At 69.9% G+C, this 14,371-nt stretch carries 10 protein-coding genes and 1 pseudogene; 8 read left to right on the top strand and 3 right to left on the bottom strand.

Annotated elements, in window-relative coordinates; all coding sequences use genetic code 11:
• From K2Z83_RS13345 to K2Z83_RS13335, 3 genes and pseudogenes are all read right to left on the bottom strand, one after another.
• Positions 1-246: pseudogene (locus K2Z83_RS13345) on the bottom strand (hypothetical protein); the annotation flags it as partial.
• A 91-nt stretch (positions 247-337) separates the two neighbouring features.
• Complete coding sequence (locus K2Z83_RS13340; RefSeq protein WP_220595677.1) at positions 338-1,279, bottom strand: PepSY domain-containing protein; 942 nt, start codon at positions 1,277-1,279, stop codon at positions 338-340.
• A gap of 200 nt (positions 1,280-1,479) precedes the next feature.
• A complete protein-coding gene (locus tag K2Z83_RS13335; RefSeq protein ID WP_220595676.1) occupies positions 1,480-1,869 on the bottom strand; it encodes a BlaI/MecI/CopY family transcriptional regulator in 390 nt (129 codons plus the stop codon).
• Between the two features lie 186 nt (positions 1,870-2,055).
• Here K2Z83_RS13335 and K2Z83_RS13330 point away from each other — a divergent pair, with 186 nt between their 5' ends.
• From K2Z83_RS13330 to K2Z83_RS13295, 8 genes are all read left to right on the top strand, one after another.
• A complete protein-coding gene (locus tag K2Z83_RS13330) occupies positions 2,056-2,739 on the top strand; it encodes a response regulator transcription factor (RefSeq protein WP_220595675.1) in 684 nt (227 codons plus the stop codon).
• On the top strand, positions 2,732-4,297 hold the full coding sequence (locus K2Z83_RS13325; RefSeq protein ID WP_370650170.1) for an ATP-binding protein: 1,566 nt from the start codon (positions 2,732-2,734) through the stop codon (positions 4,295-4,297). Before K2Z83_RS13330 ends, K2Z83_RS13325 begins: the two co-directional genes overlap by 8 nt.
• 392 nt (positions 4,298-4,689) lie before the next feature.
• Positions 4,690-6,897: a glycosyltransferase family 39 protein gene (locus tag K2Z83_RS13320; protein WP_220595674.1), complete on the top strand. Its 2,208-nt coding sequence runs from the start codon at positions 4,690-4,692 to the stop codon at positions 6,895-6,897.
• A 99-nt stretch (positions 6,898-6,996) separates the two neighbouring features.
• Complete coding sequence (locus K2Z83_RS13315; protein ID WP_220595673.1) at positions 6,997-7,608, top strand: class I SAM-dependent methyltransferase; 612 nt, start codon at positions 6,997-6,999, stop codon at positions 7,606-7,608.
• A 95-nt stretch (positions 7,609-7,703) separates the two neighbouring features.
• The gene (locus K2Z83_RS13310; protein WP_220595672.1) at positions 7,704-8,576 is read left to right on the top strand and encodes a hypothetical protein; all 873 of its coding nucleotides are present in this window, start codon (positions 7,704-7,706) and stop codon (positions 8,574-8,576) included.
• 13 nt (positions 8,577-8,589) lie between these two features.
• Positions 8,590-9,378: a Cof-type HAD-IIB family hydrolase gene (locus K2Z83_RS13305; RefSeq protein ID WP_220595671.1), complete on the top strand. Its 789-nt coding sequence runs from the start codon at positions 8,590-8,592 to the stop codon at positions 9,376-9,378.
• A gap of 233 nt (positions 9,379-9,611) precedes the next feature.
• Entirely contained in the window at positions 9,612-13,835 is a 4,224-nt protein-coding gene (locus tag K2Z83_RS13300; protein ID WP_220595670.1) for an adenylate/guanylate cyclase domain-containing protein, read from the top strand.
• A gap of 174 nt (positions 13,836-14,009) precedes the next feature.
• On the top strand, positions 14,010-14,371 hold a 362-nt coding region (locus K2Z83_RS13295; RefSeq protein ID WP_220595669.1), incomplete at its 3' end, for a hypothetical protein.

Raw genomic sequence — 14,371 nt, 5'->3', positions numbered from 1 at the left:
CACCGTCGCCACCTCCGGGATGGACGCGATGCTGGGCCGCTCCGCGAGCCAGGCCGGCGGCGGGGCCATCACGATGACCGGGGCATCGACATCAATGGGCGCGGCGGCCTGTACGGGCGTCGGGGCAGGCGTGTTGATGCTGAAGGTGGCCCAGCCGGCCAGGGTGGCGGCCAGGGCGCTGGTGGTGACGAGAGCCTTCACTCCGGGGACGCCCTTCTGGCGGGCGGGGTTGTTCTTGGGGGCCATTGAGGTGCTCCTTATTGGGGCGCAGCAGCGGCGCACACGATGCGCGACGTGCCGCGCATCGTGTGCGCCGCTGCTGCGCCCTTACGCTAGTCTAGTCGTCGTGCTCGCCGCCCTCGTGCTCGCCGCCCTCGTGGTCGCCGCCCTCGTGCTCGCCGCCCTCGTGGTCGTCGTGGTCGTCGCCGCCGCCGCTGGCGTACTGCGTGCCGCTGGTGCGGATCTCGGCGTAGACGACCTGGCCCGAGATGGCGTCCACATAGACCTTGCTGTCGTCGCTGAACTGCACCTGGTAGGTCTGCGCGCCGTTATCGTCCTGGAGGTTGACACTCTTCACCGTGCCGCCGCCGAGGTAGGCCTGGGCCGACTGGATGGCCTGATCCTGGCTGATCAGCTGCGGGGCCGCCGCGCCGTTCCACAGCACCGCCCCGTTCCGGGCGTCGATGTACACGTTGCCCTTGTCGAGCACGACCTCGTAGGCCGGGGTGCCCTGGTAGTTCACCAGCTCCGGCGCCTTCTGGAGGTTCGCGCCGGCGGCGGCGACGCCGAGGGCGATGTCGCGGGCCTGGTCGGCCGAGACGGCGTAGGTCGGCTCAGCCGGAGCGGGCGCGGGCGCGGCGGCCGGCGCGGCCGGCGCGGGCGCCTGGGCAGGCGCGGCGGCCACCGCCACCGGGGCCGCCACGACCACCGGCTGGCTCTGGTTCACCTGGTTGAGCTGGTCGGCCAGATCCTGGCGGCTCTGGTCGAGGGCGCTGATCTGGCCGTTCGCCTGTGCGATCTGCTCGTTCGCCTGGTTCAGGCGGCTGTTCGCCTCGGCGAGGGCCTGCTGGTAGGCCGCCTCGCGCTCCTTGATCAGCGCCTCGACCGTGGGGTCGAGCGTGACCACCTCGGTCGGCGGCGACGCCTCGGTCGGGATGGCGGCGACCTCAGTGGCTCCGAGGTCCGGCGCGGTCGAGAGGCGGCTGGCCAGGCCACCCGCGAGGACGAGCAAAAAAGCAGTGAGAGCGGCGGCGATGAGTAGTGCGCTGCGCTGGTTCATAAAAAGTGCTCCTTGTGGGTGATGGTGTACGTCGCCACGGGTCGGGCGTCGCTGTGTTGATAGAGCCAGGATACCGTTCGTTTCTGAGAAACCCGTTGGAACGATGCGGTCGTTTCTCAAAGACTGGCTCAAGAAATGGCAGGTGCCTGGCGATCGCACACGCCAGGCACCTGTAAGATCACGGCATGTTTGGTTGCGCCCTACGTGACCGTGCCCGATACCTTCAAGCTATCGATCTCGTCCGTCAGCGCCGTCACAATATCGCTGTCTGCCTCATCGCGCAGGCTGATGATCAGCATGTTCACGAGCTTGTGCATCAGCGTGGCGCGATCCATGCGGGCGACATAGAGAAAGCGGCGGCCGTCGGCGACGCGCTGGAGGATCTGCTTGCGCACCAGCCGGTCGAGCACGGTCTTCGTGGCGCCGTAGGAGATCCGCTTCCCGTTGTCGCGCAGCGCCTCGTAGATCTGGCGCGCCGAGCACTCTCCCTCGGACCACATCAGCTCGAGGATGGCGCTCTCCAGGGAGCCAAAAAACTTCTCGATCCCGGCCCCGTGTGGCCGGAAGGTAAACGCACCAAGCCGAGCCATAATTGGCCCTTTCAACTAGATGGCCCCCGCTGGGATTGTGTGCTACCCTAGCAGTAAATTCTTAAAATCTTCTAAGAATTCTCACCCTGGCTCCAAGGGGGCTCCAATGGGAGCGTGCTAGGCTAGGGTAAGCGATCTGCATCCCTAACGTACATGTACCTCATACAACGAAGCTAGTGGTGACCTATGCGCGTGCTGATTATTGAGGATGACCAGCGGCTGGCCCGCCTGATGGCCCGCGTGCTCACCGAGGAGCACTATACGGTTGAGGTCGCCCACGATGGCGACGAGGGGCTAGACATCGCCCTCCAGGGCATCCACGAGGTGGTGATCGTCGACTGGATGCTGCCTGGGCGCGACGGGCCGTCGATCTGTCGGGCGATCCGCGCGGCGCGCCTGCCGATCGCCCTGATGCTGCTCACCGCCCGCGGCCAGCTGGAGGATCGGGTCAGCGGCCTGGACAGCGGCGCCGACGACTACCTCGTGAAGCCCTTCGCCTTCGAGGAGCTGCTCGCCCGCGTGCGGTCCCTCAGCCGGCGCTTCACCCCCGCCGGCAGCGAGACATCGGAGCTGCGCATCGGCGACCTCGTGCTCGACCTGCGCAGCCACACCGCCCGCCGCGGCATGCGATCCCTCGACCTGACGCCGACCGAGTGGAACCTGCTCGAGTACCTGATGCGCAACACCGGCATCAGCCTCACCCGCCAGCAGATCCTCGACTATGTCTGGTCCTACGACCACGATGTCCAGATCGCCCTGGTCGATGTCTACATCTCCTACCTGCGGAAGAAGCTCAACGCGCCCGGCGAGCGCGACCCGATCGTCACGGTGCGCGGGCTGGGCTACCGCCTGGAGTCCGACCGTGTTTAATGGGCTGCGGCTGCAGATGACTCTGCTCTACACCCTCTCGGCCCTGGCGCTGATCGCCCTGGTGGGCGGCGGCGGCTACCTGATCGTGGACCGCTACTTTCAGGATGTCACCGACCTGGCCCTCCAGCACAAGATGACCCACGAGTTCCATATTCTGGCCGCGCCGATCCCGCTTGAGCTGATCCCCGCCGACCGCGACTGGTCGATCCTGCGCGACAACGCGGCGCCCCTGAGCCGACCGGCCGCCAGCCAGATCCCGATCACCCGCGATCAGGCCACCCACCTCGCCATCTCCTACCACGGCGGCGGCATCGTCCACGATATCAAGATAACCACCGAGAGCGACCGGCTGAGCTACGAGGTGAAGTTTGAGGACGGCGATGAGTACTATCTCGACGCCTACAGCGGCGATCTGATCAACGCCAAGGTGCTCGATGATGTTCTCTCTCCCTCACAGCCCACCGCCACACCGGTCGACCCGGTCGCGAGCTTTAGCGAGTCGGCCTATGACGCCGAGCTGGCCGCGATCTTCGTGCTGCCCCTGGACAAAAATGGCCGCCTGCTCTTCGACCCCAACCCCTACGCGCCGCCCCTGGCGCCCGATAAAGATGCGCTGGGCGTCGCCCTGGCGAGCGGCCGCGACCTGCGGACGATCACGCTCGCCGATGGCAGCCGGGTGCGAATGCTCACCTACCGACTCACCCGCAGCGACGGCCCGGCGGCCCTCCAGCTCGGCCGCGTCCTCACCGACCAGGAGCACGTCCTGAGCGAGCTGCTGATCGTGCTCCTCGCCCTCAGCGGGGTCAGCCTGGTCATCCTCGGGGCGGGGAGCTGGTGGCTCGCCGGCAGGGCGCTCAGCCCGGCCCAGCAGGCCTGGGAGCGCCAGCAGTCGTTTGTCGCCAGCGCCAGCCACGAGCTGCGCACGCCGCTCACCCTGATGCGCGCCAGCGCCGAGGTGGCCATGCGCTCCATCGAGGGGGAGAGCGCCGACCAGCGCGAGCTGCTCGGCGATGTGCTCACCGAGGCCGACCATATGCGCCGGCTGGTCGATGATCTGCTCACCCTCTCGCGGCTCGACAGCGGCCGGCTCAAGCTCGATCGCAGCCCCGTCGATCTGACCGATCTGCTCGGCGATATCCAGCGCCAGGTCGGGCGGATCAGCGGCGAGCGCGGGATCGCGATCAGCCTCGGCCAGGTGGCCGGCGTGGCGATCGCCGACGCCGCCCGGCTGCGCCAGGTGCTGCTGATCTTGCTCGACAACGCCATGCGCTACACGCCGGCCGGCGGCCAGATCGCGCTCAGCGCCGAGCAGCGCGGCCAGCATATCCAGATCCAGGTGGCCGACAGCGGCAGCGGCATCCCCCCCGAGCATCTGCCCCACGTCTTCGAGCGCTTCTACCGGGCCGACCAGGCCCGCGGCGTCAGCGGCAACGCCGGCCTGGGCCTGCCGATCGCCAAAGGCCTGATCGACGCCCAGCAGGGCAAGATCGGCATCGCCAGCGCCCTCGGCGCAGGCACCACGGTCACCATCACCCTCCAGGCGCTCCCTTCCAGGTGAGCGCCCCCCCTTTGTCTTTCGGCGTGCTGGTTTGAACCATGTCCTACCGCAGAAGTCGCGCGGTGAGCTCTCTGTCATGCTGAGCGCAGCGAAGCATCTACCACCTGTGAGCGGGAAGACCCTTCGCTGCGCTCAGGGTGACATGGGGAGGTGGCTTCCTGGGTGCCAGCGTGCCTTCTGCGGTAGTGCCAAAAGACGCACGACGCCGCGCCGCCGCAGAGCCATACGGTATGTGTCTACGTGGCACAGCAGTACCTCTTTTGAGGGACGACAACACGCCGCGAACAAGGGTAGTATGATCGCAGACCCGCCCTTGCACATGGCCATGTGGATGGCACTGATCATCCCCCCCCGCCACATCCCTGAACCACAGAGCCGCTGGAGTATTGCCCATGTCCGGCGATCTGCGCGCCGGCCCTCACTACCGGCCGGCTAGACAGCGCAGCGATGCGCCGCCAATCCTGACCCCGAGCGCATCGCGCCGGGAGTTCAGCGCGGACCTACGCGCGCGCGCCCTGGCGACGCTGCTGATCGCCATCGCCCTGCTGATCGCCGCCCTCCTGCCGCGCGTGATCAGCCTGAGCGACTTCTACACCACCGACGAGGCCTACTTCTGGCAGGGACGGGTGGCCCGCTTCAGCGCAGCCATCACAGAGGGCGACTGGGCCAACACAAACCAGACCGGCCACCCCGGCGTGACGACGATGTGGCTCGGCTCCATCGGCCGGGCGCTCGCCCAGCGGGCCGGCGTGCCTGAGCCCGGCCCCGGCGCCGGGGCGGTTTACCTCGCCTACCTGCGCCTGCCCCTCGCGGTGGTGAACGCCCTCGCCGTCTGTGTCGGCTACCTGCTGCTGCTGCGCCTGCTGCGCCCGCACACCGCCATGATCGCCGCCGGCCTCTGGGCCACCTCGCCCTTCCTGATCGCCCACAGCCGGCTGCTGCACCTGGACGCCATGCTCACCTCGCTGATGAGCGTGAGCCTGCTCTTTCTGCTGGTTGCCGCCCTCGGCCCCCCGGCGCGCGGGGCCCCGCGCCCGCTCTGGCGGCGGCCGTCCCTGCTCCTCTCCGGGCTCTTCGCCGGCCTCGCCATGCTCACCAAGTCGCCGGCCCTGCTGCTGCTGCCCTTCGCCGGCATGCTGATGCTCGCGGTCGAGCTCCAGACACCACAGCACAACACCTCGGCGGCCCAGCGGATCGCCGGCGCCCTGCTCCGCGCGACGGCCGCCTTCCTGGCGTGGCTGGCCGTGGCCGCCCTGGCCTTCGTGGCCATCTGGCCGGCCATGTGGGTTGACCCGCTCGGCTCCCTCGGCACCATCATCGGCGAGGTGATCGACAACGGCGGCAAGGCCCACAGCGCGGGGAACTACTTTATGGGCGAGGCGGTGGCCGACCCCGGCTGGTCCTTCTATATTGCCGTGATCCGCTGGCGCGCCGCGCCGCCGATGAGCCTCGGCCTGATCGCGCTCTTCGGCCACGGCATCTGGCAGCTGCTCAGCCACCGCGCGGACGCCGTGCCGGCGGCTGGCCACCGGCGCGACCCGGACGAGGCCCGCCAGCGCCAGGTGATGCTGGCCCTGATCGCCTTCTGCGCGCTCGTTATCATCGCCCTCTCGCAGATGCCCAAGAAGTTCGACCGCTACCTGCTGCCGATCTGGCCCTCGCTCGAGATCCTCGCGGCGATCGGGATCGCCTACGCCCTCGACTGGGCGCGCGGGCTGGAGCAGATCCGCGAGGCTCTACGCAGAACGCGCTCGCGCGCCCTGCTCTCCGGCGTCGCCGTCACCGCCATCGCCATGCCGCTGTTCACCTACTCGCCCTACTACCTGGCCTACTACACGCCCCTCCTTGGCGGCGGCGCCACCGCCCAGTCCGCGCTGCTGACCGGCTGGGGCGAGGGGATGGAGCAGGTGGGCGCATGGCTCAACGCCCGCCCAGACGTTGAGCGCGGCCCGGTGCTCTCATGGCTCCCCGAGACCCTCAAGCCCTTCGTGCGGCCCACGGTGGCGGTCTACGACCTCGACATCGACACGCTGACCGAGCCGGCGAACTACGCCGTCGTCTACAGCAGCGTCGCCGAGCGCGACAGCAGCACGGTGGCCGAGGCCTTCGCCTCGCAGACCCCGCCGCTCTTCACCCTGCGCGTCCACGGCATCACCTACGCCAGCGTCCACCAGCTGCCGAGGCCATACACGCGCAGCATTGACGCCGTGTTCAGCGGGGTACACCTACGCGGGATCTCCTCCCAGCTCACCGGCTCGACGCTGCTGATCACCCCCTCCTGGGACATCCAGCAGGATCGGCCGGGCGGGGTGCGCAGCTTCGTCCATGTGCTGGACTCCACCGGGAATCTTGTCGCCCAGATCGACACAGTGATCGACGACGGCATGTTCGCCACCTGGCAGACCGGCCAGCAGTTCGGCACGCCGATGCCGATCGCTCTGCCTCCCACACTGATGGGCGGCGAGCTCCAGGTGGTGCTCGGCCTCTACACCCCCGAGGACGGACAGCGCCTGCCGCTCACCTTCGGCCAGGCCCTCCCCGCGAGCATCGATGGCCCCGACGCGATCGAGGTCCTGCGGCTGCGGCTGCCTGGGCGGTGAGTCGGGAGTCGGGGAAGATCATCGCCCCCCAACCCCCAACCCCCAACCCCCAACTCCTGGTACAATACTTCCTGCCCCCAATTATCATGAGGATGCAGGATGGCACAGCGGTTCCAGGATCAGTTCGGCAACCCCCAGGGCCTTGGCGGGCGGCTTGCCGGCTGGCTGATGGCGCTCACAAACCGCGACCTGAACACCTGGGCGGTGGATCAGCTCGCCGTGCGCCCCGGCGACCACGTGCTCGAGATCGGCTTCGGGCCGGGGCTGGCCGTGCAGGCTCTGGCCCGCCGGGCGCGGAACGGCCAGGTCGATGGCATCGACGTCTCACCGCTGATGGTTGAGCAGGCCGCCAGGCGTAACGCCGCGATGGTGAAGGCCGGCCGGGTGCGCCTACAGATCGGCTCGGCCAGCGCGCTGCCCTTCGACGCCGCCCGCTTCGACCGGGTGCTGGCGGTGAACAATGTGCAGTTCTGGCCCAGCCTCGCCGACGACCTGCGCGAGGTGGCCCGCGTGATGCGCCCCGGCGGCACCCTGGCCATCGTCCTCCAGCCGCGCCAGGCCCCCAGCGCCGCCGATGTGCTCGCCGTCCGCGACGACCTGGCCGCCCAGTTCGCCGCCGTCGGCTACCGCCGCGTGCGCAGCGCCGTCGCCCCCGGCTCGCCCATGCCCGCCTTCGCCGTGCTCGGCGAGCGGCCGGCCTCCACTATGTGACCCCGCCGCCTCGTGTCCGCGCCCCCCGCCATCCAGCCGCCCGCGCCAATGGTACAATGCCTCCATTGAGATCATAATCAGTGGAGGCACCTGCCATGGCACTTGACCGGCGCAACCTGCGCGAGGAGATCCACGCGCTCTACCGCGCGGAGCACGAGCAGATGGGCGAGCGCGGCACCCTGGAGCGGCTGGAGCAGGCCCGCCAGTGGGACCTCGCGCCCACCCTGCGCGGCGGCGGCGTGCTGGTCTTCCCCCACGCCGGCGTGCTCGACTGCGGCCACCAGATCGCCGCCGTGGTCAACGCCTGCCTCGACAGCGGGGCCGACACGGTGCTGGTGGTCAGCGTGCTGCACGCCTTCACCGACGAGATGGAGCAGGCCCGCGTGGCCGTGGCCGGCGGGGCCGCGCCCAGCGCGTTTCCCTTCTATGGAATCCAAGGTACGGACCTGTCCGGCCGCGAGGAGTGGCGCGGCGACCACGCCCTGATGAGCTTCCGGCACTTCTGGGCCGCCGAGACGAAGCGGCGCGGCGTGGCCGGGCCGCGCGTCATCGAGCGCTACCCCTACCTGGCCGGCGGCAGGCCCGCCGACCTGCCCGGCTACGACGAGCTGGCCCGCCTCGCCGAGGGCGCGGTGATCGTCTCCACCGCCGATGCCTTCCACCACGGCCTGGGCTACGGCGACCCGCCCGAGCGCTCCTTCGCCCCCGACGCGGGCGGCCTCGACCTGGCCCGCCGGCGGATCACCGAGGGCATGGAGATCCTGGGCCGGGGCGACTACTGGGGCTACAACCAGCACTGCGTCAGCGCCAAGAGCGACGCCCGCGACGCCGGGCAGGTCTTCCGCTCCCTGCGCGGACCCATGGCCGGCCAGATCATCGACCTGACCTTCAGCGACGCCTCGGACCTCTATCGGCACCCCAAGCCCACCTGGGTCGCCGCCGCCCTCATGGAGTGGCGGCTGACATAGAAAGGCCACGTCCTTGCCCTTCCGCCTGATCGCCATCGACCTCGACGGCACCCTGCTCGACCCGCAGCACCGCATCAGCCCGGCCAACGCCGCCGCCGTGGCCGCCGCCGTGGCCGGGGGGGCGCGCGTGCTGATCGCCACCGGGCGCATGTTCGCCTCGGCCAGACCCTACGCGCGCGCCCTGGGCCTGCGCGGCCCGCAGATCACCCTGAACGGCGCCATCCTGGCCGACCCCGACGGCGACCGGCTGCACATCCGCGCCCGGCTCTCGCCTGAGCAGCTCGCCGCAGCGGTGGATCTGATGGATGCGCGCGAGATGCCCTATGTGGTCTTCGGGCCGAACGTGATCTACGCCCTGCCGGGCATGCCGCACGTGCAGATCCTTGAGGACTACGGCGAGCCGCCCGCCGTGCGCCTCGCCCGCGAGGCGCTGCTGCGCGTGCCCGACCCGAACAAGGTGCTCACCTTCCTCGGCCCCGGCCCGCTCGACGCCGAGCTGATCGCGCTGATGGGCGACCGCTTCGAGGTGATGCGTACCAGCCCGCACTTCTTCGAGTTCCTACCGCCCGGCATCAACAAGGGCTCGGCCCTGGCCGAGCTGATGGCCCGCTACGAGGTGCCCCGCGAGGAGGTGCTGGCCATCGGCGACGGCGAGAACGACATCAGCATGTTCGGCGTGGCCGGTATGAGCGTGGCCATGGAGGGCGCCCCCGCCGCCGTGAAGGCCCACGCCGACGCCCTCACCGCCCACTGCGCCGATGACGGGGTCGCCCTGGCCCTCCAGCGCTATGTGCTGTCCTGACAGAGGACAGGGGGCCGCCCCACACGGTGAGCAGATGTTTGGCACCAAGAGGTACAATGGTGGCACGCGTCGCACCGGCGGTAAATCGGCGGTCGCGCACGTTCATGCCTATGTAGTAGCTTGGGCTGATCGACCGTCCCGATCATATCCTATCCAGCGTATCGACAAGGCTGTGGGGGCAGGCGGATTGCCTGTCCCCTGTCCCCTGTCCGCTGTACCCTTATCTATTCTATATGACCGCACCGCTCGCCAGCCTGGGGCCGCTGCTCAGCCACCTCACCGCCGAGCAGGCCGCCGCCCTGACCCGCGGGGGCGACCTGCCCGCCGCCGAGCGGGCACGCCTCGCCGCCGAGCTGCGCGCCGACCTGGCCGCCTGCGCCGCATACATCCCCGCCCGCCTGGTGCGCGCCCAGCTCGATCGTCCGCGCCCCGGCCGCACCGGAGGCGCCTTCTGGGATGGGAGCCTGCTCTTCGCCGACCTCTCCGGCTTCACGGCGCTCTCCGAGCGCCTCAGCGTCCTCGGCCGCCAGGGGGCCGAGGAGGTGAGCGCCGTGGTGAACCGGCTCTTCGCCGCCCTGATCGCCGAGATCTACGCCCACCAGGGCGCCCTGCTCAAGTTCGGCGGCGACGCGATCACGGCCTTCTTTGACACTGAGGCCATCGGCGAGGCCCACGCCTCGGCCGCCGCCGCCGCCGCCCTGGCGATGCAGCAGCGCATGGCCGAGTTTGTGGATCTCCAGACCCGCGCCGGGGCCTTCACCCTGCGCCTGCGCGTCGGCGTCCACAGCGGGCGCGTCTTCGCCGCCGAGGTCGGCGACGAGAGCCATATCGAGCTGGTGATCACCGGCGCCGAGGTCAACCGCGTGGCCATGGCCCAGGAGATCGCCGCCCCCGGCGAGGTGGTGATCTCTGACCAGACCGCCGCGCTGCTGGTGGGCGCCCACCTGGAGCCGCGCGACGCCGGCTTCCAGCGGATCGACCGGCTGCTCTTCTTCTCGCTGCCGCCGCCGCCGCCGGATCTGATCGCCCCCCACGGGCCCGACGACATGCCGGATCTGGCCGAGCTGGCCGCCCAGCTGGAGGCGCTGCGGCCCTACCTGGTGCGCGGCCTGCCCCGCCGCTTCCTTGAGGACTCCGAGGTCGGCCTCGGCGAGTTCCGCCCGGTCAGCGTGCTCTTCGCCAACTTTCACGACTTCAGCGCCATCCTGGAGCGCCTCAAAGACGACCCGGCCAGCGCCGCCGCCGTGCTCAACGCCTACTACCGCCGGGCCCAGGCCGTCGTCCACCGCTACGACGGGATCGTCAACAAGGTGGACATGTACACCCACGGCGATAAGCTCATGGCGCTCTTCGGCGCGCCCGCCGCCCACGAGGACGACCCCACCCGCGCCGTGCGCTGCGCCCTCGACCTTGAGCGCGCCCTTGAGGAGGCAAATAAAGAGATCGCCCAGCTCATTGCAGATTGCAGATTGCAGATGGCAGATTACAGCACAGACAATCTGCAATCTGCCATCTACAATCTGCAATTGTCCCAGAAGATCGGGATCAACACCGGCAACGTCTTCGCCGGGCGGGTCGGCGGCACCACCCGCTACGAGTACACGGTGATGGGGCCGGCGGTGAACCTGGCCGCCCGCCTGATGTCGGCCGGCCACGACGGCGATGTCCTGCTCTCGCCGAGCGCCCGCGCCGCGGTGGCCGGGCAGTTCGTGCTTGAGGAGCGCCCGCCCCTGCGACTCAAGGGCATGGCCGAGCCGGTGTCCCCCGCCCACGCCGTCGGCCTCGCGGTGGTGCAGACGAACGGGCCGCGGATCGGCGACTCGCCGCTGATCGGGCGCGACGATGAGATCGGCCGGCTCTTCGCCGGGGCCTCCGCCGCCCTGCGCGGCGCCGGCCGCGTGCTGGCCCTGGTGGGCGAGGCCGGCGCCGGCAAGAGCCGCATCGCCGAGGAGCTGCTCTACCGCCTGGTGACGGCCAGCGTCGCCGGGCAGGCCGACGATGGGTCGGTGCCCCACTTCGAGATCATCCTCGGCGAGTGCCAGAGCTACGACCAGCGCACCCCCTACGCCACCCTGCGCGCCCCGCTCTCCGCGCTGCTCCTGCTCAGCGCCCTGCCCCCCGTCGACGGCGACCGCACGCTCTACCTGGCCGAGCGCGTCCGCCAGCTCGCGCCCGAGCGTGAGCGCTTCGCCCCGCTCCTCGGCGACGCCCTCGGCATCGACCTGGGCGAGTCCGCGCTCACTTCGGCCCTCAGCCCACAGCAGCGTCACGACCGACTCCAGGAGCTGATCATCGCCCTGTTCCGCAGCGCCGCCGCCAGCCAGCCGCTGCTGATCTCGATCGAGGATATCCACTGGGCCGACTCGCCCTCCCTTGAGCTGCTAGGCGGGCTGGCCGCCGCGATCGCCGACCTGCCCCTGCTGATGGTCTTCACCTACCGGCCCGACCCGCCTATCCCCGCCCCCTGGGACGACATGGGCCTGACCGTGCGCCTGCGCCTGCCCGAGCTCTCGCCGGCCAGCAGCGCCGAGCTGCTGGCCGCCATCCTCGGCAGCGAGCCGCCCGCCGAGATCTTGCCGCTGCTTGAGCGCACCCAGGGCAACCCCTTCTTCATCGAAGAGCTGGTGCGCGCCCTGGTCGCCGGCGCCGTCCTCGTGCGCGACGACGGCGGGCGCTGGCGGGTGGCCCGGCCGCTGGGCGAGGTCGCCCTGCCCACCAGCATCGAGGGTCTGCTGATCGCCCGCCTCGACCGGCTCGACGAGCAGCGCCAGGAGCTCGTCCAGGTGGCCTCGGTGATCGGGCGGCGCTTCCAGCTGCCGATCGTCCAGGGGGTCTACGCCAGCCACTCGGCCCTCGACGAGAGCCTCCAGCGCCTGATCGCCATCGAGCTCATCCAGGCCGATCTGTTCGAGCGCACACTGGCCTACCTCTTCCGCCACGCCCTGCTGCGTGATGTCGCCTACGAGGGCATCCTCTACGCCCGCCGGCGCGTCCTCCACGGCCGGGTGGCCCGCCGGATCGAGGAGCTCAGCGGCGACCGCATCGAGGACCAGCTGGCCCTGCTCGCATGGCACTACCTCCAGGCCGAGGAATGGGGCCAGGCCCTCGACTACCACATGCGCGCCGGCGAGCAGGCCCGCCGCCGCTTCGCCAACCGCGACGCCCTGGCCCTCTACCACACGGCCCTGGAGATCGCCGCGCGCCTCGACCCCAGCCCCGACCCGCTCTGGCTGCAGGCCCAGGTGGCCGAGATCCACGAGCGTAGCGGCGATATCCACCTGCTGCTCGGCGAGTACGACGACGCCGAGAGCGACTTCCGCGAGGCCCTCAGCATGGCCAGCGCCGGCCCGGTCTGGCTGCGCATGCATCGCAAGCTCGCCAGCATCGACGAGCGCCGCTCGCGCTACGACGACGCCTTCGCGTGGCTGCGCACCGGCCTCTCCCGCGCCACCGCCGAGCTGCGCGATGAGACCGCCCGCTGCTACCTGCTCGGCGCCGGGATCTACTACCGCCAGGGCAACTATGTCCAGGCCATGGAGTGGGCGCGCATGGGCCTGGGCCTCGCCGAGAAGATGCAGAGCCAAGCCGACCAGGCCCAGGCCCTTAAGCTGATCGGCAACATCCACCGCGACCAGGGCGAGCTGAGCCAGGCGATCGACGCCCTTGAGCGCGCCAGGGCGCTCTTCGCCGAGCTCAATGTCCTCGATGGGCTGAGCGACACCCTGAATAACTTGGGCATCACCCACCTCCAGCTCGGTCGCTGGCAGGACACGGTGCGCTCCTACGAGCAGAGCCTCCAGATCAGCGAGGATATCGGCGATGTCCTCGGGGTCGCCCGCACCTCGAATAACCTGGCGGTGGTGCTGGTGGGCCGCAACCAGCTTGAGCGGGCCGGCGCGCTCTACCAGCTGAGCAGCGAGATGTTCGGCCGGATCGGCTCCGCCCTCGGCGTGGCCGTCACCACCTATAACCGCGGCGAGGTGCTGCTGCACCAGGGCCGCCCCGATCAGGCCATGGCCCTCTTCACCCGCAGCATCGCCGACTTCGAGCGGATCAAGGCGCCATCCTTCCTGCCCGAAGTGCTGCGACTGGCCGCCGACGCCACCCTCGCCCTCGGCGAGCGCGCCGCCGCCCGTGACTACGCGGCGCGCTCCCTCGCGGTGGCCGACGAGCTCGGCATGGCCGCCGAGGCCGCCGTCGCCCGCCGCGCCCTCGGCCAGGTCGCCCTTGCTGAGGGCGACCTCACCGCCGCCCACGGACAGCTCGCCCAGAGCCAGGACGCCCTGGAGCAGCTCGACAACCGCTATGAGCTGGGCAAGACCCTCTACCAGCTCGCCCGCCTGGCCCAGGCCCGCCACGATCAGCGCGCCCTGGCCGACGCCCGCGCCCGCGCCGAGCAGATCTTCACCGAGCTTGACGCCGCCCGCGACCTCGACCTCGTCCGCGCCCTGTCATAGATTGCAAATTGCAGATTGCAGATTGCAGATTGCAGATTGCAGATTGCAGATTGCAACCTGAAACCATATCTTTGGCGGAAAAGGTGACTGACGCCTCGCTCAGCCGTACGGAAGCCCGGAAACCGGTCACACAATCTGCAATCTGCAATCTACAATTCGTAGGGGGACACGCGCATGCAACAGCACGTCCTGACGCGAGTGATCTGGCCGCTGTTCGCGGCCCTCATCCTGCTGCCGCTCGGCTTCGCACCGCCCGCCCACCCGGCCACCGCCGCCGCCGTCGAGCAGCCCGAGGCCTCGGCTGGCGTCTTGACCACCGTCCCTGAACAGGCAGGCCCACACAACACGCCCGCCACGGCGCAGGACCTCGGCACGACCGCCGGCATCTGGACCCAGCAGGTCACCGGGAAGATCGACACGTCGGCCGATATCGACTACTACTCCTTTACGCTGGCCCAGCCCGCGTCGCGCGTGCAGATCTCCCTTGAGAACCTGCCCGCCGACTACGACCTGATCCTCGCCGCAGCCGCCGACAC

This window comes from Oscillochloris sp. ZM17-4, from assembly GCF_019599295.1.
Lineage (GTDB): Bacteria > Chloroflexota > Chloroflexia > Chloroflexales > Chloroflexaceae > Oscillochloris.
The sequence above is the reverse complement of the archived record's forward strand: the minus strand, read 5'-3'. Positions and strand labels throughout refer to the sequence as shown.

Bases quoted from the DNA above. Each gene is read 5' to 3' on its own strand.
- K2Z83_RS13315 (WP_220595673.1), top strand. From the start codon at position 6,997: ATGGCACAGCGGTTCCAGGATCAGTTCGGCAACCCCCAGGGCCTTGGC.
- K2Z83_RS13320 (WP_220595674.1), top strand. From the start codon at position 4,690: ATGTCCGGCGATCTGCGCGCCGGCCCTCACTACCGGCCGGCTAGACAG.
- K2Z83_RS13330 (WP_220595675.1), top strand. From the start codon at position 2,056: ATGCGCGTGCTGATTATTGAGGATGACCAGCGGCTGGCCCGCCTGATG.
- K2Z83_RS13335 (WP_220595676.1), bottom strand. From the start codon at position 1,869: ATGGCTCGGCTTGGTGCGTTTACCTTCCGGCCACACGGGGCCGGGATC.
- K2Z83_RS13300 (WP_220595670.1), top strand. From the start codon at position 9,612: ATGACCGCACCGCTCGCCAGCCTGGGGCCGCTGCTCAGCCACCTCACC.
- K2Z83_RS13340 (WP_220595677.1), bottom strand. From the start codon at position 1,279: ATGAACCAGCGCAGCGCACTACTCATCGCCGCCGCTCTCACTGCTTTT.
- K2Z83_RS13310 (WP_220595672.1), top strand. From the start codon at position 7,704: ATGGCACTTGACCGGCGCAACCTGCGCGAGGAGATCCACGCGCTCTAC.